This window comes from Thalassolituus hydrocarboniclasticus, assembly GCF_025345565.1.
Lineage (GTDB): Bacteria > Pseudomonadota > Gammaproteobacteria > Pseudomonadales > Oceanobacteraceae > Venatoribacter > Venatoribacter hydrocarboniclasticus.
On the sequence record NZ_CP054475.1, the window covers coordinates 945,915 to 964,102 of the forward strand.

The 18,188-nt window shown below is 53.9% G+C and carries 22 protein-coding genes and 1 pseudogene; 9 read left to right on the forward strand and 14 right to left on the reverse strand.

What is annotated here, in order from left to right; translation table 11 throughout:
• Positions 1-163: 163 nt before the first annotated feature.
• The 4 genes and pseudogenes from HUF19_RS04160 to HUF19_RS04175 form a co-directional block, all read right to left on the reverse strand.
• Positions 164-269, reverse strand: a pseudogene (locus HUF19_RS04160) (pilin); the annotation flags it as partial.
• Positions 270-479: 210 nt separating this feature from the next.
• Positions 480-1,124 carry a hypothetical protein gene (locus tag HUF19_RS04165; protein ID WP_260998630.1) on the reverse strand — a complete coding sequence of 215 codons (645 nt, stop codon included), beginning with the start codon at positions 1,122-1,124 and terminating at the stop codon, positions 480-482.
• Positions 1,125-1,158: 34 nt separating this feature from the next.
• The gene (gene nadC / locus HUF19_RS04170) at positions 1,159-2,022 is read right to left on the reverse strand and encodes a carboxylating nicotinate-nucleotide diphosphorylase (protein ID WP_260998631.1); all 864 of its coding nucleotides are present in this window, start codon (positions 2,020-2,022) and stop codon (positions 1,159-1,161) included.
• On the reverse strand, positions 1,997-3,379 hold the full coding sequence (locus tag HUF19_RS04175) for an alanine/glycine:cation symporter family protein (protein WP_260998632.1): 1,383 nt from the start codon (positions 3,377-3,379) through the stop codon (positions 1,997-1,999). Before HUF19_RS04175 ends, nadC begins: the two co-directional genes overlap by 26 nt.
• A 181-nt stretch (positions 3,380-3,560) precedes the next feature.
• On the opposite strand from HUF19_RS04175, the gene ampD reads away from it, so the two are divergent.
• Complete coding sequence (ampD, locus tag HUF19_RS04180) at positions 3,561-4,118, forward strand: 1,6-anhydro-N-acetylmuramyl-L-alanine amidase AmpD (RefSeq protein WP_260998633.1); 558 nt, start codon at positions 3,561-3,563, stop codon at positions 4,116-4,118.
• Positions 4,119-4,137: 19 nt separating this feature from the next.
• Positions 4,138-5,013 (forward strand): regulatory signaling modulator protein AmpE, encoded by an 876-nt coding sequence (ampE, locus tag HUF19_RS04185; RefSeq protein WP_260998634.1) that lies wholly within the window; start codon positions 4,138-4,140, stop codon positions 5,011-5,013.
• Positions 5,014-5,121: 108 nt separating this feature from the next.
• Here ampE and HUF19_RS04190 read toward each other — a convergent pair whose 3' ends face one another.
• The 3 genes from HUF19_RS04190 to HUF19_RS04200 all read right to left on the reverse strand — a co-directional run bounded on the left by HUF19_RS04190 (position 5,122) and on the right by HUF19_RS04200 (position 7,938).
• The gene (locus HUF19_RS04190) at positions 5,122-5,859 is read right to left on the reverse strand and encodes an oxygen-binding di-iron domain-containing protein (protein WP_260998635.1); all 738 of its coding nucleotides are present in this window, start codon (positions 5,857-5,859) and stop codon (positions 5,122-5,124) included.
• Between the two features lie 37 nt (positions 5,860-5,896).
• Positions 5,897-6,496: a hypothetical protein gene (locus HUF19_RS04195; protein ID WP_145469671.1), complete on the reverse strand. Its 600-nt coding sequence runs from the start codon at positions 6,494-6,496 to the stop codon at positions 5,897-5,899.
• Between the two features lie 80 nt (positions 6,497-6,576).
• On the reverse strand, positions 6,577-7,938 hold the full coding sequence (locus HUF19_RS04200) for an alpha/beta hydrolase family protein (protein WP_260998636.1): 1,362 nt from the start codon (positions 7,936-7,938) through the stop codon (positions 6,577-6,579).
• Positions 7,939-8,091: 153 nt separating this feature from the next.
• Here HUF19_RS04200 and rpe point away from each other — a divergent pair, with 153 nt between their 5' ends.
• Positions 8,092-8,766 (forward strand): ribulose-phosphate 3-epimerase, encoded by a 675-nt coding sequence (rpe, locus tag HUF19_RS04205; RefSeq protein ID WP_260998637.1) that lies wholly within the window; start codon positions 8,092-8,094, stop codon positions 8,764-8,766.
• 3 nt (positions 8,767-8,769) lie between these two features.
• Positions 8,770-9,465: a phosphoglycolate phosphatase gene (locus tag HUF19_RS04210; protein ID WP_260998638.1), complete on the forward strand. Its 696-nt coding sequence runs from the start codon at positions 8,770-8,772 to the stop codon at positions 9,463-9,465.
• Between the two features lie 347 nt (positions 9,466-9,812).
• Here HUF19_RS04210 and HUF19_RS04215 read toward each other — a convergent pair whose 3' ends face one another.
• Positions 9,813-10,304, reverse strand: coding sequence for a GNAT family N-acetyltransferase (locus HUF19_RS04215; protein ID WP_260998639.1), 492 nt, complete (start codon positions 10,302-10,304; stop codon positions 9,813-9,815).
• A 253-nt stretch (positions 10,305-10,557) separates the two neighbouring features.
• Between HUF19_RS04215 and HUF19_RS04220 the strand changes: the two genes are divergently transcribed.
• The 3 genes from HUF19_RS04220 (at position 10,558) to groL (ending at position 13,186) form a co-directional block, all read left to right on the forward strand.
• Entirely contained in the window at positions 10,558-11,037 is a 480-nt protein-coding gene (locus HUF19_RS04220) for an FxsA family protein (protein WP_260998640.1), read from the forward strand.
• A 159-nt stretch (positions 11,038-11,196) separates the two neighbouring features.
• On the forward strand, positions 11,197-11,490 hold the full coding sequence (locus HUF19_RS04225; RefSeq protein ID WP_145469665.1) for a co-chaperone GroES: 294 nt from the start codon (positions 11,197-11,199) through the stop codon (positions 11,488-11,490).
• Between the two features lie 55 nt (positions 11,491-11,545).
• The gene (gene groL, locus HUF19_RS04230; protein WP_260998641.1) at positions 11,546-13,186 is read left to right on the forward strand and encodes a chaperonin GroEL; all 1,641 of its coding nucleotides are present in this window, start codon (positions 11,546-11,548) and stop codon (positions 13,184-13,186) included.
• A 117-nt stretch (positions 13,187-13,303) separates the two neighbouring features.
• On the opposite strand, the gene HUF19_RS04235 is transcribed toward groL, so the two are convergent.
• From HUF19_RS04235 to HUF19_RS04255, 5 genes are all read right to left on the reverse strand, one after another.
• Complete coding sequence (locus HUF19_RS04235; protein ID WP_260998642.1) at positions 13,304-13,879, reverse strand: nucleoside 2-deoxyribosyltransferase; 576 nt, start codon at positions 13,877-13,879, stop codon at positions 13,304-13,306.
• Positions 13,880-14,005: 126 nt separating this feature from the next.
• Positions 14,006-14,212, reverse strand: a complete 207-nt coding sequence (locus HUF19_RS04240) for a DUF2798 domain-containing protein (RefSeq protein WP_260998643.1) — start codon at positions 14,210-14,212, stop codon at positions 14,006-14,008.
• Between the two features lie 126 nt (positions 14,213-14,338).
• Complete coding sequence (locus HUF19_RS04245; RefSeq protein ID WP_260998644.1) at positions 14,339-14,902, reverse strand: hypothetical protein; 564 nt, start codon at positions 14,900-14,902, stop codon at positions 14,339-14,341.
• A 138-nt stretch (positions 14,903-15,040) separates the two neighbouring features.
• On the reverse strand, positions 15,041-15,439 hold the full coding sequence (locus tag HUF19_RS04250; RefSeq protein ID WP_225692256.1) for a GFA family protein: 399 nt from the start codon (positions 15,437-15,439) through the stop codon (positions 15,041-15,043).
• A 58-nt stretch (positions 15,440-15,497) separates the two neighbouring features.
• Positions 15,498-16,310, reverse strand: a complete 813-nt coding sequence (locus HUF19_RS04255) for a hypothetical protein (protein WP_260998645.1) — start codon at positions 16,308-16,310, stop codon at positions 15,498-15,500.
• A 168-nt stretch (positions 16,311-16,478) separates the two neighbouring features.
• Here HUF19_RS04255 and HUF19_RS04260 point away from each other — a divergent pair, with 168 nt between their 5' ends.
• On the forward strand, positions 16,479-16,961 hold the full coding sequence (locus tag HUF19_RS04260; RefSeq protein ID WP_260998646.1) for a hypothetical protein: 483 nt from the start codon (positions 16,479-16,481) through the stop codon (positions 16,959-16,961).
• On the forward strand, positions 16,958-17,527 hold the full coding sequence (locus tag HUF19_RS04265; RefSeq protein WP_260998647.1) for a hypothetical protein: 570 nt from the start codon (positions 16,958-16,960) through the stop codon (positions 17,525-17,527). Before HUF19_RS04260 ends, HUF19_RS04265 begins: the two co-directional genes overlap by 4 nt.
• Before the next feature lie 4 nt (positions 17,528-17,531).
• On the opposite strand, the gene HUF19_RS04270 is transcribed toward HUF19_RS04265, so the two are convergent.
• On the reverse strand, positions 17,532-18,143 hold the full coding sequence (locus HUF19_RS04270; protein WP_260998648.1) for a TetR/AcrR family transcriptional regulator: 612 nt from the start codon (positions 18,141-18,143) through the stop codon (positions 17,532-17,534).
• Positions 18,144-18,188 lie beyond the last annotated feature (45 nt).

Below are 18,188 nucleotides of genomic sequence, written 5' to 3' on the forward strand. Positions count from 1 at the left end.
GGATCGGCCACTGGACATACTGGAGCCTGACCTACGGCTGGTTGTGCAGCTGCAGGGGCCGCTGTATCCAACCAGGCTTCACCGTGACGGGACAGGTTGGTATCAAATGCGCGCTGAACGTTAGCTACAGAGGCGAAAACAGTCGACATCTGGGTGTTGATGATGTACTCGCGGTACGCAGGCAGAGCCACGGAAGCCAGAATACCGATAATCGCAATAACGATCATCAATTCAATCAGGGTAAAACCTTTTTGAACTTGTTTTAACATGGGGATTCTCCACTCGATTTGAGATTTTTTAATTCTTGACTCGTTTGTGCTCGGGCTCATAGTCGGCCTTGCAGCACATCTCCGGGTCAGAGCCATTCATGCTGGATGGTGCGAAGAGTGTGCCAAGCTTATTGGCGCTGCGCAAGCCCAATAAAACGCGAATAGTTCAGCTATTAACAAAATGATGCATTCCAAAAGTGACGCTCTGCGTCACTTTTGGACGTTTGTTTTTTTATGAGTGTGCGCCAGTTCCCAAAAAACACCGTTTTGATCAAATTTAAGCTGTACGTTGTCTTTCAGTCCCTTGTCCAGCGAAATGCCGAAAGTGTGATCTGTATCACTAATGGGCTGGAAATTCTCCAGAATCCACTCTTTAGTCAATGGCTTGATGTTTTGCGCTTCCAGCGTGCCGGATAATCCGACACTTTCGTTGCTGTAATAAAAGAGCGGAGTGGCAGCCTGTTTAACTGTGCCCAACACTTCCTGTGTTACTCCCGAGGCGTAGAGAGTCTGAAAGCCACTGGCAGGATAAATGCTGATTAAAGCCACCGGCCGGCGTTCATGTATCAGGTAACTGCCGGCAATCAGTGCGCCGGCCTGTAATAACGCAATAATCGCCAGATCCATTTTCAGGCTTTTTTTCGCCGGGTTAAAAACAATCAGGGTGCAAAGCGGGCCGAGAACCAGATCGACACCTGCGATTAGTGCAATGGCTTTCCAGCCTTTTTCTGACTCAAAGAAAATACCCGGATACCAGACGTAAAACACCAGCAACAACAGAACAAGAAAAATAACAAAACTGACCGCCAGGTGAACGGCAAAAGCCTGGTAGCGGTTGTACGAAGTAATATTCATTAATATGCCTTTGAAATCTTTTTTATGGCGATTGTTAATTTACCAGTCGCATCGACAGGTCAATCGCTTTGCAGTCTTTGGTCAGGGCGCCAATGGAAATGTAATCCACGCCGGTTTCGGCATAGGCACGCAGACTGGTATCGGTAATGCCACCGGAGGCTTCCAGTTTTACCACACCGTTAGGGCGGCCCTGACTTTTCTGTCTGGCATGGACAACGGCAACGCGCATTTGTTCAGGATTGAAGTTGTCGAGCATGATGATGTCGGCACCGGCGTCGATGGCTTCATCCAGCTGCTGCATGGTTTCCACTTCTACTTCGACTGGTTTGCCGGGGGCAATATCGTGTGCCTGGCTGACCGCTGCGCGGATGCCGCCGGCGGCCATGATGTGGTTTTCCTTAATAAGGAAAGCATCGTACAGGCCAATACGATGGTTAAAGCAGCCGCCGACGCTGACGGCGTACTTCTGCGCGATTCGCAGACCAGGGATGGTTTTGCGGGTATCGAGCAATTTCACGCCAGTGCCGGTTACTTTGTCGGCATAGAAGCGGCACAGGGTGGCTGTGCCGGACAGGCTTTGCAGAAAGTTCAGGGCGCAGCGCTCGCCGGTCAGCAGCGAGCGGGCACTGCCCTGCAGTTCAAACAATGTCTGGTTGGGGCGCACCCACTGGCCTTCGGATACACGCCAGATCACGCTGACGGCCGGATCAAGCTGGCGAAATACTTCATCCACCCAGGCGCGTCCGGCAACAATGGCGCGCTCACGGGAAATGATGCGCGCTTTGGCTTGCTGAGTTGCCGGGATCAGGCGGGCGGTAATATCGCCGCTGCCCACATCTTCTTGCAGCGCACGGGCAACGATGGTGGCGATATCATTTTGATGCAGGCTCAGATCCATGGTTTAAGAAACTCTTTGTCAGCTTGAAGACGACCGGACTCAGCAGTAACAGGGCAACCAGGTTGGGCAGCGCCATCATTGCGTTGAGGGTATCGGCAATCAGCCAGGCGACGTCGAGTTCACGCGTTGCACCGATCGGAATGGCCAAAACCCAGATGATCCGGAAAATGGGCACGGATTTTACACCGAACAGGTACTCTGTGCATTTCTCTCCATAAAAAGACCAGCCAATAATGGTGGTGAAGGCAAAAATCGCCAGCCCGAGGGTCACAATATAGTTACCAACGCCGGGCAGGCCGAGGGCAAAAGCCGCAGATGTGAGGTTGGCGCCACTTAAGCCTTTGCCGGGGATACACTCGGCCACGTCCGGCGGGCACAGCTGCCAGGCACCGGAGGCGACAATCACCAGCCCGGTGATGGTGCAGATAATGATGGTGTCGATAAAGGTACCCAGCATGGCAATGCTGCCCTGACGCACCGGATTGTCAGTCTGGGCGGCGGCGTGGGCAATCGGCGCACTGCCCAGACCGGCTTCGTTCGAGAAGACGCCGCGGGCCACACCAAAGCGGATGGCAGCCCAGACGGCTGCCCCGGCAAAGCCACCCACTGCAGCGGTCGGGTTAAAGGCGTGATGGATAATCAGTTCAACGGCCTGCGGAACGCGATCAGCGAAGATCACCAGCAGCACCAGGCCGCCGAGAATGTAGGCAATCGCCATAAAAGGAACGAGCTTACCGGCCACTTCGGAGATACGGCGGATACCGCCCAGCAGCACCAGACCAACCAGAACGGCAATGGCAACGCCGGTTACCCACTCAGGAATACCAAAGCCACCATGCAGAGCGTCGGCCACGGAATTGGCCTGGACGCCATTACCAATACCGAAGCCCGCCAGCATGCCGAAGAAAGCAAACAGCAGAGCCATCCAGCGGAATTTCGGGCCAAGGCCATTACGGATGTAGTACATCGGGCCGCCAACATACTGGCCTTTCTCATTGCGCTCGCGGTAATGAACAGCGAGCACGGCTTCGGCGTATTTAGTGGCCATACCCAGCAGGGCGATCAGCCACATCCAGAACAGTGCTCCCGGCCCACCGGAAGCAATCGCGGTGGCAACACCGGCGATATTACCGGTGCCTATGGTGGCTGACAGCGAGGTCATCAGGGCGTTAAATCCGGAGATTTCGCCCTGACCCTTGCCTTCGCGGTTCACCCAGAGATAAACAAAACCGCGTTTGATATTACGGATAGGGTAGGCTTTCAGGCCGATGGTCAGATACAGGCCGGTGATACTGATCAGAAACAGCATGGGCGCACCCCAGGCCCAGCCATTTATCGTCTTAATAAACTCCAGCATGCGGCTCTCTCTTTATTGTCATTTTATGTCAGTGGCCACTATAAAGGTTGTGGCTGAAGCTGCCAAACTGACGGCGACCTTAAAACCGGCTAAGGTGTCGACTTTGTTCACCCGCTCTGCACAATGCAGTGCTCAGCACTACAGACCATGAGCCTCAGATATTCAGGGGAAGAGCACAGATATGCACATCATTGATGGCCGGCTGGATATAGCCCACTGGTGTCCGTCGCCGAACTTTGGCCCGCGCCCGCCGGGTAATGAGGGTGAAGTTAACCTGGTGGTTATTCATAACATCAGTCTGCCACCAGGGCAGTTTGGCGGCGGTTATGTGCAGCTTTTTTTTCAGAATGCGCTACCGGTGGATGAACATCCGTACTTTACCGAAATCGCTGCGCTGCAGGTGTCCAGCCATTTACTGATAGAGCGTGACGGGGCGGTAACCCAGTTTGTGAATTTTAATGACAGGGCATGGCATGCCGGCCGTTCAGTTTATAACGGCAGGGAAGACTGCAACGACTATTCTGTAGGTATTGAGCTGGAAGGCACGGACAGCGAAGCCTACAGTGCGGTGCAATACGCTACGCTGATTGCGGTTATCCGGGCGCTGCAACAGGCTTATCCGGCGATAGGGATGCGCATTACCGGCCATGAGCATATTGCGCCGGGGCGGAAAACCGATCCGGGCCCGGCTTTTGACTGGCAATATCTGCAGCACACCCTGGCACAGTCGGGAAACTGAGGAATCTTGAGGGATTGTTATGAAATTTCTGATCGTTTTTATCGCGCTGGTGCTGCAATCGCAATTACCCTTGCCGCAGCGCAGCACCCGCAGCCGCACCTTTGCGCGCTGGCTCAGCCTGTGGTTGCCGCGCAGTTTTTTTCCACGGATTCCGCGCCACGTAAAATACGCCCTGATCGTGGTGCTGCCGGCATTGCTGCTTGCCTCTGGCTTCTGGTATCTGGAGCAGTATGCCTGGGGCTTAATCAGCTTTGCGCTGGAAATACTGTTGTTGCTGTATGTGCTGTCACACATTGGTATTGAGCGGCACCTGCAGGAGTATCGTGAAGATTTGCAGCAGGGCGATACTCAGGGCGCTTATCACTGTGCGGAAAAATTTCTCGCGGTGCCGGAAGTCAGCGTGACGGAAGATACCGGGCAGATGAACGAGCAGGTAATTAAGGCGCTGTTGCATCGCTGGTTCGAATATTTTTTCCTGATGGTGTTCTGGTACATGATTGCCGATGTTGCCGGGGTGTTGCTGGCCTGGTTCAGTGTGCAGTACGCGCGCGCCAGTGATTGCGATCAGAAAGCCTGGCGTTATCTGCACTGGCTGGAATGGATTCCGGTGCGTCTGTTAGGACTTACTTACGGACTGGCGGGTAACTTTATGCGTGCCCTGCCGGTCTGGCAGAGTTATTTATGGCAACTGAAAGCGAGTGGGGCGGATGTGCTGTTTTCGGTGGCCAGCAGTGCGTTATCCCATAACGGTGAGCAGAGAAAATGGCACAGCGTGGCTGACGATGGCGAAGCAGCGGCGCAGGAGCTGGATGAATGGCATCAGCTGCATTTGCGCAGTGTCTCTATCTGGATGGTGATGATTGCTGCGGCAACGGTCGGCGGCTGGTTACTGTAAACCGCCGCACGGCGTGAAAATAAAACAGCCCTGAGGATGTTACATCCTCAGGGCTGTTTTATTGTTTGTGCACATCAGATTTTCTGTGTTCTCTTTTGGACGTTCTGTTCAGCTTTTAATGGCAATGCCGACCGGCAATTCTTCAAACCAGTTCAGAAATTCATGCACGTGCGGTGGCTGAAACAGACGGCCATGTTGCGGCGCCATAATCTGAATATCCAGTTGCCGTGCGCGGCGTATCCAGTCCAGCTTGGCTTCGTTTGATGGCATCCAGCGCTGATGGAATTTACGCATCTTCGGTGTATGCGTATTCATATTGTCGACCCACAGTGGTGCGTCGGTTGATTCCATTGCGGCACCAACATCGCCACTCATTAATATTTTGGCTTTCGGGTCGTAAACATGAAAATTGCCCGATGAATGCAGGTAATGGGCAGGAATAAACTGTAACTGAATACGCCCCAGGTTCAGCGTCATACCTTCATCCGGAATGGAGCAGTACTCGATTTTTTCCATACCGAAATGACGGATAAAACTTTCCCACAACCAGGGCGAATAAAGCTTGGCATTGGGTAATGCCTGATCCCATAAACCCAGTGATGAGATAATGTCAGGGTCCTGATGCGAGGCAAATAAATGTGTGATCTGTTCGGCGGGTACGAATTTTAATACCGCAGACAGCATCGGTGCGAATAATTCGATACCGCCCGGATCGAGCAGAATGGTCTGGTCGCCACTCTGGATCAGATACTGGTTGGTATCGATAATACCTTCCGCTTTATTCGGATCACGGCCGAACATAATCCAGCGGTGATCACCGTCTTCATACAGCGTGGTTGCCAGCATAATTCTGTTCCTTATTCTGTATATCGTCCGTTAAGGATTATTGTGTGTGTTTTTGCCGCTGGCCGAGCAAGCGCCGTGCCTGACTCAGATGGGCACGGATTTTATCGGCGGTATCGGTAATATTCTGCGCAATAACTTCCAGCTGATTGCGGAAATCGCCGGCTGAGGCGGCTTCTACTTTGCTGGAGGTGGCAATCAGGTTGGCGGTGCGGATGTGTTTATCGCCTTCTTCCAGCTGTTGCTCCAGTTCACGCAGACCACGGCTGAGGGTTTGCGACAGCGTCTCGCGCTGTTTGTAGCAGTTCTGCATCGAAACGGTCAGCGAACCTAGGTTCTGGCTGTGCTGGTCGGCGACCCAGCCAAATTTGTCGGCGGCGGTACTGGCGCGCCACAGAGCGACGGCGTTATGGGATAAATGCTCAGAGACGCCGTTGATATATTGCGACTGGCGGATAATGTCGGACGCCAGCTCATCAATAAAATGCGTAATTGCTTTAAAACCTACGGTTTTTGATCCGGCACGGACGGCCAGCGCGCGGGCATTCTTGGCGGTCAGGGCCAGTCCTTTGGCTTCCAGCATGGCCTGATGCAATTCGGCGGCAATGCTGGCGGCAGTAACAAAAATGGGTGTAGCCATAATCAGTGTGTCCGGCAGGGGCTCTGGTATCTGAGCGCGAATTCAAAAAGTATAGATAGTTTTTCGCTGATCTCCGCTGTTCAGTTGGCGGAGACCTTGCGGTTGGGCAATTCGGTACCTGCAGCGTTGGTTTTCAGCCAGCCACGCACACGGCGCACGATCAGGTTGCTGTCGTCGTAATTCAGATCAAATGCCGGAATTTCGATCTGCTGATATTGCCGGCGTTGTTTATGCCGCATGTTGCCGGCGCGCTGCTGATTGGCGTAGGCGGGGCTGATGCTCTGTTCGCTGATCAGATCGAGTAACGGCAGATCCAGCTGCCCCAGTTGCTGATTCAGCGGTACGGCAGACAGCGGGTTATCCAGGGCATCAATCAGAATCAGCGCCAGCCCTCGCTCCTGCGCCTTATCCTGATTCGCGGTATTACCGGCAGGTTTAGTCGCTGAGCCGTTTTGGCTGCGTGCCAGTAAAAAATCAGCTGCCCAGTTAGCGCTGTTACCACAGGCAATCACCACAATATTGAGCTGACCGCGCTGATTGAGAAAGCTGATGCCTTGCCGGATACGGTCCTGCATCTGCTCGCGGTAGCGTTCATTGATATCTGCTTGTTCGGCTGCAGGTGGTGCCGGCTCCGGTTCGCCGGGAGGCAATGGCGGAAGTTCGCTCAGTCTGGGTAAGGCAGGTTCGGCGGCATTAAAGGCATTGTCCTGCCCGTCGCTGGTGGTTTTCTCGACCGCGCTGATGCCATTGTTGTCGACGCTGTCCGCGGCGGGTGTTTCTGCCGGCGGTGCGGCTTCAGCTGCCGCGCCAGTGTCTGCGGGTGCTGCCTCAGGAGTTTCTGTGGCATCTGGCGTGGTGGCGGCAGTGTATTCCGCCGTACTGGTGCGTGCCGGAGGCTGTGCCGTGGGTTGCTCGGGCAGTTCGATGCTCAGGGTGGTCCAGCCATAAGCGGGCAGGGCTTCACGCAGTGGGGCGACGATTTCCGGCCAGTGCCCGTGCTGGCCATTGTCGTGCAGAATCAGCACGCCGCCCTGAGGCTGGCCACGGGTTTCGGTTAACAGCAGGCCGTAAAATTCACTTTCGGCGGCCACCAGTCTGACCAGCTCCGATTCACGGCTGTGCAGTCGCAGATATTGCAGCAGACCATAATGGCGGCTGGCATCGGTATTCGGCACCACACGCGGTAACTGTTTAACCGGCTGGTTCTGGTCTTCAGCGGGTGGGTTGTCGCTGTTCGTTTCTGCTGTGCTTTCTGTTGCCGCCGCTGGCAATGCGGCGTCACTGGCCGGCACTGGCTGACCGCTCTCATTGCCGCTGTTGTCATTGTTGCCGTTGCCGCCGGTACTGTCACCGTCTGCGGCATAAAGCACGCAGCTACCCAGCAACAGCAGAGCAGGCAAGGCTTTGAACAGGTTTTTCAGCAACCCTGAGAGAGCCGTCATGGGCGTAAAATCCTTAAAAACTGACGCTTTTCAGGCTTACAGCAAAAGCCGTTCCTGTTTTCTGGCTGTGGCTGACAGGGTGTTGCTGGCGGTAGTGTTCGCCGCGCTCAGACCTTACAATGCGCGCTGAATTTCTCTTTGCCGGAACCGCTGATGAAAGACTTCCTGATTGCACCGTCCATTCTGTCTGCCGACTTTGCCCGTCTGGGTGAAGAAGTTGAAAACGTACTGGCCGCCGGAGCCGACGTGGTGCATTTCGACGTGATGGATAACCACTACGTACCGAACCTGACCATCGGCCCGATGGTGTGTAAAGCGCTGCGCAATCATGGCATCAATGCACCGATTGATGTGCACCTGATGGTAAAGCCGGTGGATCGTCTGATCGGCGATTTTATTGAAGCCGGTGCAAGCTATATCACTTTCCACCCGGAAGCGTCTGAGCATATCGACCGCAGCCTGCAGCTGATCAAATCGGCGGGCTGTAAGGCGGGTCTGGTGTTTAACCCGGCAACTCCGCTGCACTATATGGATTATGTGATGGACAAGCTGGATGTGGTGCTGCTGATGTCGGTTAACCCGGGCTTTGGTGGTCAGTCTTTTATTCCGGCCACACTGGATAAACTGCGTGAAGCGCGCGCCAAAATTGATGCCTCGGGTCTGGATATCCGTCTGGAAATCGACGGTGGTGTTAAGGCCGATAATATCCGCGAAATCACCGCTGCCGGTGCCGATATGTTTGTCGCCGGTTCTGCCATTTTTAATGCGCCGGACTACAAAACCGTGATCGATCAGATGCGTGCAGAAATCGCTGCTGCGGCGAAGTAACGGATGCGCTGGAATGCTGCGCTGAGTGCGCACTTTACGGCCGCTGGTGGCCCGCAGTTATTGCTGCTGGATCTGGATGGCACACTGATCGACAGTGTGCCCGATCTGGCGGCCGCGACCGATGCCATGCTGGCAGGTCTTGGCCGCGCCGTTGCCGGTAGCGAAAAGGTCAGCCACTGGATCGGTAATGGTGCGGATATGCTGATCCGCCGTGCCCTCTGCGAGGGTGATGAACAGGCCGCCGTGGCGCTGGCCGAAGAGCATGTACAGCCGGCACGGGCATTGTTTGATCAGGCGTATCTGAATACCCTGCATCATGCCACCGGTGCTTATCCGGGCGTCAGTGAATGGCTGCAGCAGGTGTTGATTCCTAAGGTACTGATTACCAATAAACCGCGCTTATTTACCCTGCCATTGCTGCAATCACTGGGCTGGGAAGATTACTTCGTTCAGGTGCTGTGCGGCGATGATCTGGCCGAGAAAAAACCATCAGCTATGCCTTTGTTACATGCCTGCCAGACGCAGAATGTGACACCGCAACAGGCACTGATGATCGGTGATTCGCGTAACGATATTCAGGCGGCAAAAGCGGCGGGTATTGCCAGTGTTGCCGTCACTTACGGCTATAACCACGGCGAAGATATTCACAGCGCCCGGCCTGACTGGGTGGTGGATAATCTGCTGCAGTTACTCGGCTGATACTATTGATACTAGGGCCTGTCGACACTAAGTAAATCCGGCCTGCTGAGAGCCAGCTTTTCTCAGAACAAGGAGAGAGGAGTGATATTAGCGGGCTAAATGAATGACGAACGACGAAGTTAATGAGGAAAACTGGCCTCAGCCCGAAGGGTTATGGCTAAAAACCCCTCATCCTGCGTTGCTGTTCGTTCGCTTAACCCGTTAGGCCACACTCTCAGTGCCTTGTCTGAGGAGTTTTTAGCCAATAACAGGCCTGTTTAATTAGTGTCGACAGGCCCTAACAGCGGCGGTTATGCCGCCGCTGTTGTCTGTGCCTGTCTGCTTTCTTTATTTACGCGAAAAGCGGCTTACAGATATTTCTGCCAGAACATCGCTTTACCCATGGCCGCATCCAGTTCATAGCTGGCATAGCCCAGTGAGCGGTATGCGTTCTGCGCCACCTTATTACCTTCCAGCACTTCCAGCGTCAGCTTGCAGCAGCCGAGTTCGCGGGCGATTTCTTCGGTTTTGTTCATGATGCGCTTGGACAGGCCGCGGCCCTGAAATTTTTCCACCACGGCCACGTCGTGCACATTCAGCAACGGTTTGCAGGAAAAGGTTGAAAAACCTTCGATGGAAATCACCAGCCCCGCTGGTTCATCATCAATAAAGGCCAGCACCACGTGCACATTCGGGCGCCTGGCCAGCTCGGCTGCCAGATTAGCACGGGTAAAGTCAGACAGTTTTTCACCGCCCCCCATAATGCCGTTGGCATAGTGGTTCAGCACCTCGATCATGGCATTGGCATGGAGGGGATTGTTCAGATCAGCAATAACGATTTGTTCAGATTGTTCAGACACAACAGCCATTCCGGATTTAATAAGCTACTCAGTAGCGCGGTACTTTAGGAGTTCATGCCTGTGGCGTAAAGGGCCGTATCCTGTACTGTGCCGAATGACCGGCAGTGTTGACATTTTATGACGCTCCGCCAGCCCCTTTGCCTTGTAATCTCTGTCCTTGCTCCCATATAGCTGTTACCACCCGCCATCTTATGCTGCACAGTCAGCCAACAGACCCGGCGGCCATTCAAGCACTGACCTCCCGGAGTTGCCTGTGCCTTTGTTATTTATCTTTATTCTGGTGCCGATGATTGAACTGGCTGTGCTGATCAAAGTTGGCTCCCATATCGGCGTGCTGTGGACGCTGGCGCTTATTTTCCTCACCGCCATTATCGGCGTTACCCTGCTGCGGGCTCAGGGCCTGGCGACGCTGATGCGTGCCGGTCAGCGTCTGCAGGAAGGGCAGTTACCGGCACAGGAACTGGCGGAAGGCTTTTTGCTGGCACTGGCCGGTGCCTTGCTGATTACTCCGGGATTTGTCACCGATGCTATCGGCTTTACCCTGTTGTTGCCCGGTGTACGCGGCCATTTTGCCGGTTCGGTACTGAAACTGCTCAAACCTCAGATGATGGGCGGTATGGGCGCAGGTCGTGGCCCGCGTGATGTTTATGGTGAAAGCGAACAGCCGGGCCGTATTCACCCGAATCAGAACCGTCCGACCATTATCGACGGCGAATATCGCCGCGAAGACTGAAAATTTTTAAGCGGGGGTGTTGAAAAGGTTGTGCGCCACCCCCAATAAGCGAAACACAACGAAAATACAGTTTGGGGATAAGGGCGAAGCAGGCATGGTCTGTACCGTCCGACCCCGGTTATCAGCAAACATTGCTTTAAACATTGGAGAAAACCTCAAATGAAAATCCGTCCTTTACACGATCGCGTCGTTGTTCGTCGCAAGGAAGAAGAGCAAACCACCGCTGGCGGTATCCTGCTGCCGGGCGCTGCTGCTGAAAAGCCGAGCCAGGGTGAAGTGCTTGCTGTCGGTACGGGTCGTATTTCCAACAATGGCGAAGTTCAGCCTATGTCTGTGAAAGTTGGCGATACCGTTGTGTTCGGCAAATACTCCGGCTCCAACACCATCAAGATCGATGGTGAAGAGCTGCTGATTCTGAACGAAAGCGAAATTTACGGTGTTCTCGAAGCCTAAGCGTTTCTGCTTCAACCGTTAGTATCGAAACTCACTGAATTTAAAGGAAACAAACATGGCTGCTAAAGAAGTTAAATTTGGCAATGACGCCCGCGTAAAAATGCTGGCTGGCGTTAACGTACTGGCTAACGCGGTAAAAGTAACTCTGGGCCCTAAAGGCCGTAACGTGGTACTGGAAAAGTCTTTCGGCGCTCCGACCATCACCAAAGACGGTGTATCTGTCGCCAAAGAAATCGAACTGGAAGACAAGTTCGAAAACATGGGCGCGCAGATGGTTAAAGAAGTGGCGTCCCAGGCTAACGATCAGGCCGGTGACGGTACCACGACTGCAACCGTTCTGGCTCAGGCCATTGTTAACGAAGGTCTGAAAGCCGTTGCTGCGGGCATGAACCCGATGGATCTTAAGCGCGGTATCGACAAAGCCACCGCCGCTGTTGTTGAAGCCCTGAAAGAACAGGCTCAGCCTTGCACCGACTCTAAAGCCATTGCTCAGGTTGGTACTATTTCTGCCAACTCTGACGAATCTGTTGGCACCATCATCGCCGAAGCGATGGCCAAAGTGGGTAAAGAAGGCGTTATCACCGTTGAAGAAGGCAAAGGCCTGAACGACGAACTGGAAGTGGTTGAAGGTATGCAGTTCGACCGCGGCTTCCTGTCTCCTTACTTCATCAACAATCAGGAAAAAATGGTTGCTGAACTGGAGCACCCGGTGATCCTGCTGGTCGACAAGAAAATCGACAACCTGCAGGAACTGATCCCGATTCTGGAAAACGTGGCTAAATCCGGCCGTCCGCTGCTGATCGTGGCTGAAGACGTTGAAGGTCAGGCGCTGGCGACTCTGGTTGTGAACAACCTGCGCGGTACGTTCAAAGTCGCTGCGGTTAAAGCGCCTGGCTTCGGCGACCGTCGTAAAGCCATGCTGCAGGACATCGCGGTTCTGACCGGTGCTCAGGTGATTTCTGAAGAAGTGGGTATGTCTCTGGAAACCACCACCATCGATATGCTGGGTACTGCCAAGAAAGTAGTAATCAGCAAAGAAAACACCGTGATCGTTGATGGCGCTGGCAGCGAAGGCGACGTAAAAGCCCGCGTTGAACAGATCCGTGCTGAGATGGAAGCCTCCACCTCTGACTACGACAAAGAAAAGCTGCAGGAACGTGTGGCCAAGCTGGCTGGCGGCGTAGCCGTTATCAAAGTAGGCGCCGGTTCTGAAGTTGAAATGAAAGAGAAAAAAGACCGCGTAGACGACGCTCTGCACGCTACCCGCGCTGCAGTAGAAGAAGGCGTGGTTGCCGGTGGTGGTGTTGCACTGGTTCGCGCTCTGACCAAGGTTGACGTGAAAGGTGACAACGAAGATCAGAACGTCGGTATCGCTCTGGCACTGCGTGCAATGGAAGCTCCGATCCGTCAGATCGCTGCCAACGCCGGTGCCGAAGGTTCCGTTGTGGTTGATAAAGTAAAAGCCGGTTCCGGTGCCTTCGGCTTTAACGCCGCCAGCGGTGAATACGGCGACATGATCGAGATGGGTATTCTGGATCCTGCCAAAGTAACCCGTACTTCTCTGCAGGCTGCTGCTTCTGTTGCTGGTCTGATGATCACCACCGAAGCCATGGTTGCAGAAATTCCGAAAGAAGCGCCAGCAATGCCAGATATGGGTGGCATGGGCGGAATGGGTGGCATGGGCGGCATGATGTGATCTGACGCCAGCCCGGCTGTCTGTAAGAACAGCGCCCACACCAAGGGTACTGCAATAAAAACCGGCCTCATAAGGGCCGGTTTTTTTATGGGCTGTTTTCGCTGATTGCTGTACAGCTCAGCGAGACTGCTTTTGCAGTGCGCTTAAAATGGCTTCAAACGCGGTTAAATCGCTGTATTTTTCCGCCTCTGCTGCCTGATGTGTCAGGAATATTCCGCCGCTCAGGGCTATACCGCCTTCGATCATCAGATTGTCGTGCAGATCAAATTGCTCAATGCTTAAGCCATCACGATCGTGTAATTCAGAACCGCCATATTCACCCTGACCAAATAACGCAAAGGTGCGCTCGGCAAAGGATGCCGGGTCGTTGCTGTAGCCGTGTATCACTTTGCCCAGACCACGTGCCAGTCCCAGTTCATACACCGTACCCACATCGGCGCTGGCACCGCGGAACGGCGTCAGGTTGGCGATCACCAGATCGGCATGGCGAATCAGTTGTTCGTTGGCCGCACTGATGGCAAAGCCCAGTTCACGGGCACTGCTGGTTTGCTGCAACTCACCATCAAGGGGGAATAAACCACGAAAGCCGTAGCCTTCACACAGGGCTTTTTTACGTGCGCCCAGTTCACTGGCGGCCGGACAGAAGACTTCCGGCCCGGCAAGATAGATCGTACGGATATGAGATGCTGGCATGGTCATACTTCGGCGCTGATAAACAAATTGTTTAATTAATGTTAACAGGCCCTGGCGTAAATCCGTTGCCGGCCAAAGCAGATAACGTTTGGTTGGGATGATTTCCCGTAAGTAATGCCAGGCGGCTTATTTAAACCGCATCGATAATTTCTGAATGGTCGGGCCCGTAAAAAATGCGATTAACGCTGCCGCCGGCCAGGCAAGTACCCAGGCTTTAAACCAGCGCAGGAAAAACTCATCGGTAAAACCCAGGTTGATAAAGGTAATCCAGCAGGTCATCAGCACCGATAAGACAAAAGACATCATCAGGGTAAATGCAATGCGCTGTTTCATGGTCACAGCCTCGCGAATAATGGATTAAACAGAAAGAAGCAGCGCAGGCTACGCCTGGCGGGGGAGCAGAAAAAGTCGTTGCGCCGGAACAGAATATTCCGGCGCAGACAACAGCGGTTAGCGCCGTTATTTCAACAGGGTCAGATATTGCGGTTCTACATCGGCAGCCAGATAAGCCAGACCGAGTTTGTTCAGGTAATCCATACGGTCACACTTGAACGGATCAATCTCGGCCAGTGTTTTGCCGTTGTTTTCGTACAGCTCGCGCAGCCAGGCTACATACAGGTTACCCGGCTCCATCACCAGGGCTGCTCCACCGGCATCGGTCGTTACCTGTGCCTGCAATGCTTCAGGCAGGTTCACTGCAAAGATAACGGCCTCTTCATTGCCCTGCAGGTACAGATTGCGGGTGTGGGTTTTCTGGCAGGCCCAGAAATACGCCAGTTCTTTACTCTGGGTTAAAAACACCGGGTCTTTATGTTCGCTGGTGGTGTGACCAATAGTGCTCAGGGTTTTCAGCTGACGCGCCATTATCTCAGCGTCGCCGGAGCCTTTCAGGCCCTCGCTCTGAATAGCAGCAACCAGACCGGAGGCGGTGCCATGATACCAGGTGCCGGACGTGGCAATACCATCGTCAGAAAGCAGCTGGGCAAGATCCTGAAACTGAGTTGGGGTGGTAAATTCTTTCATGTTCTGGATTCCGGACTAAGGGCCGGCACGGCAGGCCCTGATCAATGATCGTGTAAAGGCCGCCATTGTAGCAGGAGTCCGGCACTTTGTCTGAGGTGGCCACCGTTTGCGGCGCCACAGTCTGTTGTGCTAAACCTATCAGTTTTTACCGGGCGGCCATTGGGCGAAACCATCAATTCCTTCCCAGTTAAGCCAGGGTTTGTCGTGTTCCTGCCAGATATGCGCCTGTGGCCGTGCACCCGGATCTTCATCAAGGGTGGCTACACGCACAATCACCAGCGGCATCGCCGGACGTTCGGCCATTAAATGACTGCCGCAGCGTGAGCAGAACCAGCGGTTTTTGCCCGGGGAAGATTCATAGCAGCTGAGTTTGTCTTCACCACTCAGCCAGCGGAAGTGTTCACGCTTAACACCGGCGGTGGGCACAAAGGCTGCGCCCTGAGCTTTACGACAGGTATCACAATGGCAATGCATAATGGGCATGGCCAGTTCATCCATTTCGTAGCTGACCGTGCCACACAGACAACTCCCTTTCATTCGCTGCTCCTTCTGCTTTTTCAGACTGACGTTATTTCTTCGCGCGCGGGAGGATTTCTCAGGCGCGGGATTTATTTCTCAGGTGTGAGTAAACCAGTAAGTAGCCTACCGAACACAGCAGCGAGGCGGCCGTTCCCCAGTGCAGGCCAAGCAGTGGATACAGGTAACTGACTGCCAGCGCATAAACCACTAATGCGCCGATACCATCGGGATAATGTTTGATGGTGGCGTTAAGCACCCCGGCGCCGTAGCTGATGTGCAGGATCAGCATCAGCGGGAAAAAACTCACCGGAAAAGCCGCCAGCAAGCCGGCGAGGGTCGGGCCAAGCAGATCGGCAAGGCCGGTAATCAGCAGTATTGATGCTGTGGCAATACTGGCACGGAACAGCAGAGTCGCAGCCTTACCGGATAATAATTCGGCCAGCTTATTGGCCGGTGGCTGACTGCGGTCAATCTGCTGTTCGGCAATATCTTTAAACAGCGTGCGGAATAAAAAGATGGCGGCAACCACCACCGCCAGACTCAGCCAGCGGTTGGCCGGTAATTGCTGCAGAATCAGACTGGCGGCAAAAAAGCAGGCAAAGCCACTGAGCACCGCCAGCGGTAACCATTGCATGCCAGGTTTACGTTTAGCTACCTGCCAGTAACCATAGGCCAGACAAATAGCAGAGGTCAGGCCGGACAGGGTAAATACCGCGCTGTCGGCGGCAAACTGCGGTCCCTGCTGCCAGCCGAAAAAATACAGTGCAATCGCTGTCCCGAGCGGAAAACCGGCCAGTAGTCCGGCATGGCGCGGGCTCATACGTTCGGCCACTTTGGCCAGCAGCACAACGGTTAAGAAAGTAACCAGAATTTTGGCGAGTAACAGCACAATAACCTCACGATGCCTGAGCTGGTGGTGAATAACGCGGACAGAGGTGCCCGGTATTTAAAATGCAGTTTAACAACAATGTCGGGCGTGGCGAATGAGTAGTTTTACCGCCGTATATTCTGTGGCAGAGTCGGTACAGGAATAACAATAATCTAACAGGGAAGCGCGATGAAAGATTATCTCTACCTCGCCATTATTGCCGCCCTTGGTTCTGCACTGGTTTATCAGGTGTTTAACCCAGCGGAATGTCCTTTGCAGCAGGAGCTCAGCGCGATACAGGACGAGCTTCGTAACTGCCGCAGTGAGCAGGATGGTCTGAAGACGGCCAATGCCTTACTGAATAACCAGCGTATTCAGGCTGAAGCACAGCGTGATGCGGCAAAGCGGCAGGCCGATCAGGCTGAGGGCAAAGTCGAAGGTCTGAATAACACCATCACCCAGCGTACCCGTGAGCTGAACGAACAGATCGAATCCTTTAACCGCTTAAAGGCAGGGCGTGATCAGCTGCTGGTGATTAATCAGCGTATTAATGACCGTCTGAGTTTACTCAGGGCGCTTAAGCAGCAGGGGTCAGAACGCAGTCAGCAGCAACTGGATGAATTACTGGCCGAAGATATTGATGGTTTTCTGGTATGGGAGGGCAGCCAATGAAACCGGGCAAGAGTCTGTTTATTGCGGCGCTGCCGTTTTTCCTGCCGGGGTGCGTGATGCTGACCAGTACGCACAAGCAGTTAATGGCGGCAGAAGAGTACCGGGTGAATGACCTGAAACATCAGCTGCAGCAGGTCAGCAGCGAGCGTGATCAGTTAAAGCTGGATCAGCAGAGCAGTGCCAGCCAGCTGCAGGAATGCAGCTCGGCATTGAGTGTATGCAACCGGGAGCGTGCCGCGTTGCAGGCGCAGCTGGAACAATGCAATAAGCGGCCGACCGGTACGGTAACGGTTGCCGACTGCAGTATTAGCGATGTTCACTTTGAGGTGCTGGAAGAAAATAAGCCACCGCAATGGCTGCGCGACTTCCACGTGCCGGACATCCGTGTTCAGCCACAGAAAGACGGCATCAATGCGCAGGGTGAAACGCTGTATTACCTGTCGGCTGCTCAGCTGCAGGAACTGAACAACGGCATTAAATTATTAATCCGTGCCAGTCGCGGCTGGCCGATCTGGTATCGCGAAGTACTGGAGCGGCCACAGCGGCAAATGCCCGCAGCGGAATAAATCGTTAATGGGCTGTTATCAGTAAGCCCTGAGCTATTAAAGCCGCCTGCCGGGCGGCTTTTTTATTGCCCTGCACCTGCGCGCAGACAATCGCCCCTTCTTTTAACAGACATAAATCATCCGCCAGCTTTTTTGCTTTTCTGCTATCCAGCCATTGCCCCAGGTGTTTGCTCAGCATGCTGACAAGGCGGGTTTTATGCTGCGCACAGTGCTGATGAACCGGATGGGCAGGGTCGGTAAATTCGGCAGCGCTGTGCATAAAAAAACAACCGCGGAATTCCTGTAACTCGGCCACACGGTTATGAAACCAGTCATCCAGAGCGGAAAACCAGTGCTGCACCGTATCTTCTGTGCTGCTGGCGTTGCGGATACGTTGTTCAAGCCAGTTAAAAAATACCTCATCGCGATAGGCCAGCACCGCCAGTACCAGTTCATCTTTACTGGCGAAGTGGTGGTACAGGGTTTTTTTCGCAATACCGGCTTCCTGCAGAATCTGATTAATGCCAACGCCATGAATGCTGTCACGGTAAAACAAAGCAAAGGCGGTCTGTATCAGCTGTTGCTGCTTGGCGGGTACAGCATTGACTGCTGATGGTGTCGGTGAAGAATCGGTCATGGTAAGGCTCCGCTGATATGCCGATATTGACAAAGGTATACCGAT

Coding starts and splice junctions, on each gene's coding strand:
- HUF19_RS04265 (WP_260998647.1), top strand. CDS start 16,958: ATGAAACCGGGCAAGAGTCTGTTTATTGCGGCGCTGCCGTTTTTCCTG.
- HUF19_RS04195 (WP_145469671.1), bottom strand. CDS start 6,496: ATGGCTACACCCATTTTTGTTACTGCCGCCAGCATTGCCGCCGAATTG.
- HUF19_RS04260 (WP_260998646.1), top strand. CDS start 16,479: ATGAAAGATTATCTCTACCTCGCCATTATTGCCGCCCTTGGTTCTGCA.
- HUF19_RS04225 (WP_145469665.1), top strand. CDS start 11,197: ATGAAAATCCGTCCTTTACACGATCGCGTCGTTGTTCGTCGCAAGGAA.
- HUF19_RS04200 (WP_260998636.1), bottom strand. CDS start 7,938: ATGACGGCTCTCTCAGGGTTGCTGAAAAACCTGTTCAAAGCCTTGCCT.
- HUF19_RS04190 (WP_260998635.1), bottom strand. CDS start 5,859: ATGCTGGCAACCACGCTGTATGAAGACGGTGATCACCGCTGGATTATG.
- HUF19_RS04235 (WP_260998642.1), bottom strand. CDS start 13,879: ATGCCAGCATCTCATATCCGTACGATCTATCTTGCCGGGCCGGAAGTC.
- HUF19_RS04210 (WP_260998638.1), top strand. CDS start 8,770: ATGCGCTGGAATGCTGCGCTGAGTGCGCACTTTACGGCCGCTGGTGGC.
- ampD (WP_260998633.1), top strand. CDS start 3,561: ATGCACATCATTGATGGCCGGCTGGATATAGCCCACTGGTGTCCGTCG.
- groL (WP_260998641.1), top strand. CDS start 11,546: ATGGCTGCTAAAGAAGTTAAATTTGGCAATGACGCCCGCGTAAAAATG.
- HUF19_RS04165 (WP_260998630.1), bottom strand. CDS start 1,124: ATGAATATTACTTCGTACAACCGCTACCAGGCTTTTGCCGTTCACCTG.
- HUF19_RS04250 (WP_225692256.1), bottom strand. CDS start 15,439: ATGAAAGGGAGTTGTCTGTGTGGCACGGTCAGCTACGAAATGGATGAA.
- HUF19_RS04240 (WP_260998643.1), bottom strand. CDS start 14,212: ATGAAACAGCGCATTGCATTTACCCTGATGATGTCTTTTGTCTTATCG.
- HUF19_RS04245 (WP_260998644.1), bottom strand. CDS start 14,902: ATGAAAGAATTTACCACCCCAACTCAGTTTCAGGATCTTGCCCAGCTG.
- rpe (WP_260998637.1), top strand. CDS start 8,092: ATGAAAGACTTCCTGATTGCACCGTCCATTCTGTCTGCCGACTTTGCC.
- HUF19_RS04175 (WP_260998632.1), bottom strand. CDS start 3,379: ATGCTGGAGTTTATTAAGACGATAAATGGCTGGGCCTGGGGTGCGCCC.
- ampE (WP_260998634.1), top strand. CDS start 4,138: ATGAAATTTCTGATCGTTTTTATCGCGCTGGTGCTGCAATCGCAATTA.
- HUF19_RS04270 (WP_260998648.1), bottom strand. CDS start 18,143: ATGACCGATTCTTCACCGACACCATCAGCAGTCAATGCTGTACCCGCC.
- nadC (WP_260998631.1), bottom strand. CDS start 2,022: ATGGATCTGAGCCTGCATCAAAATGATATCGCCACCATCGTTGCCCGT.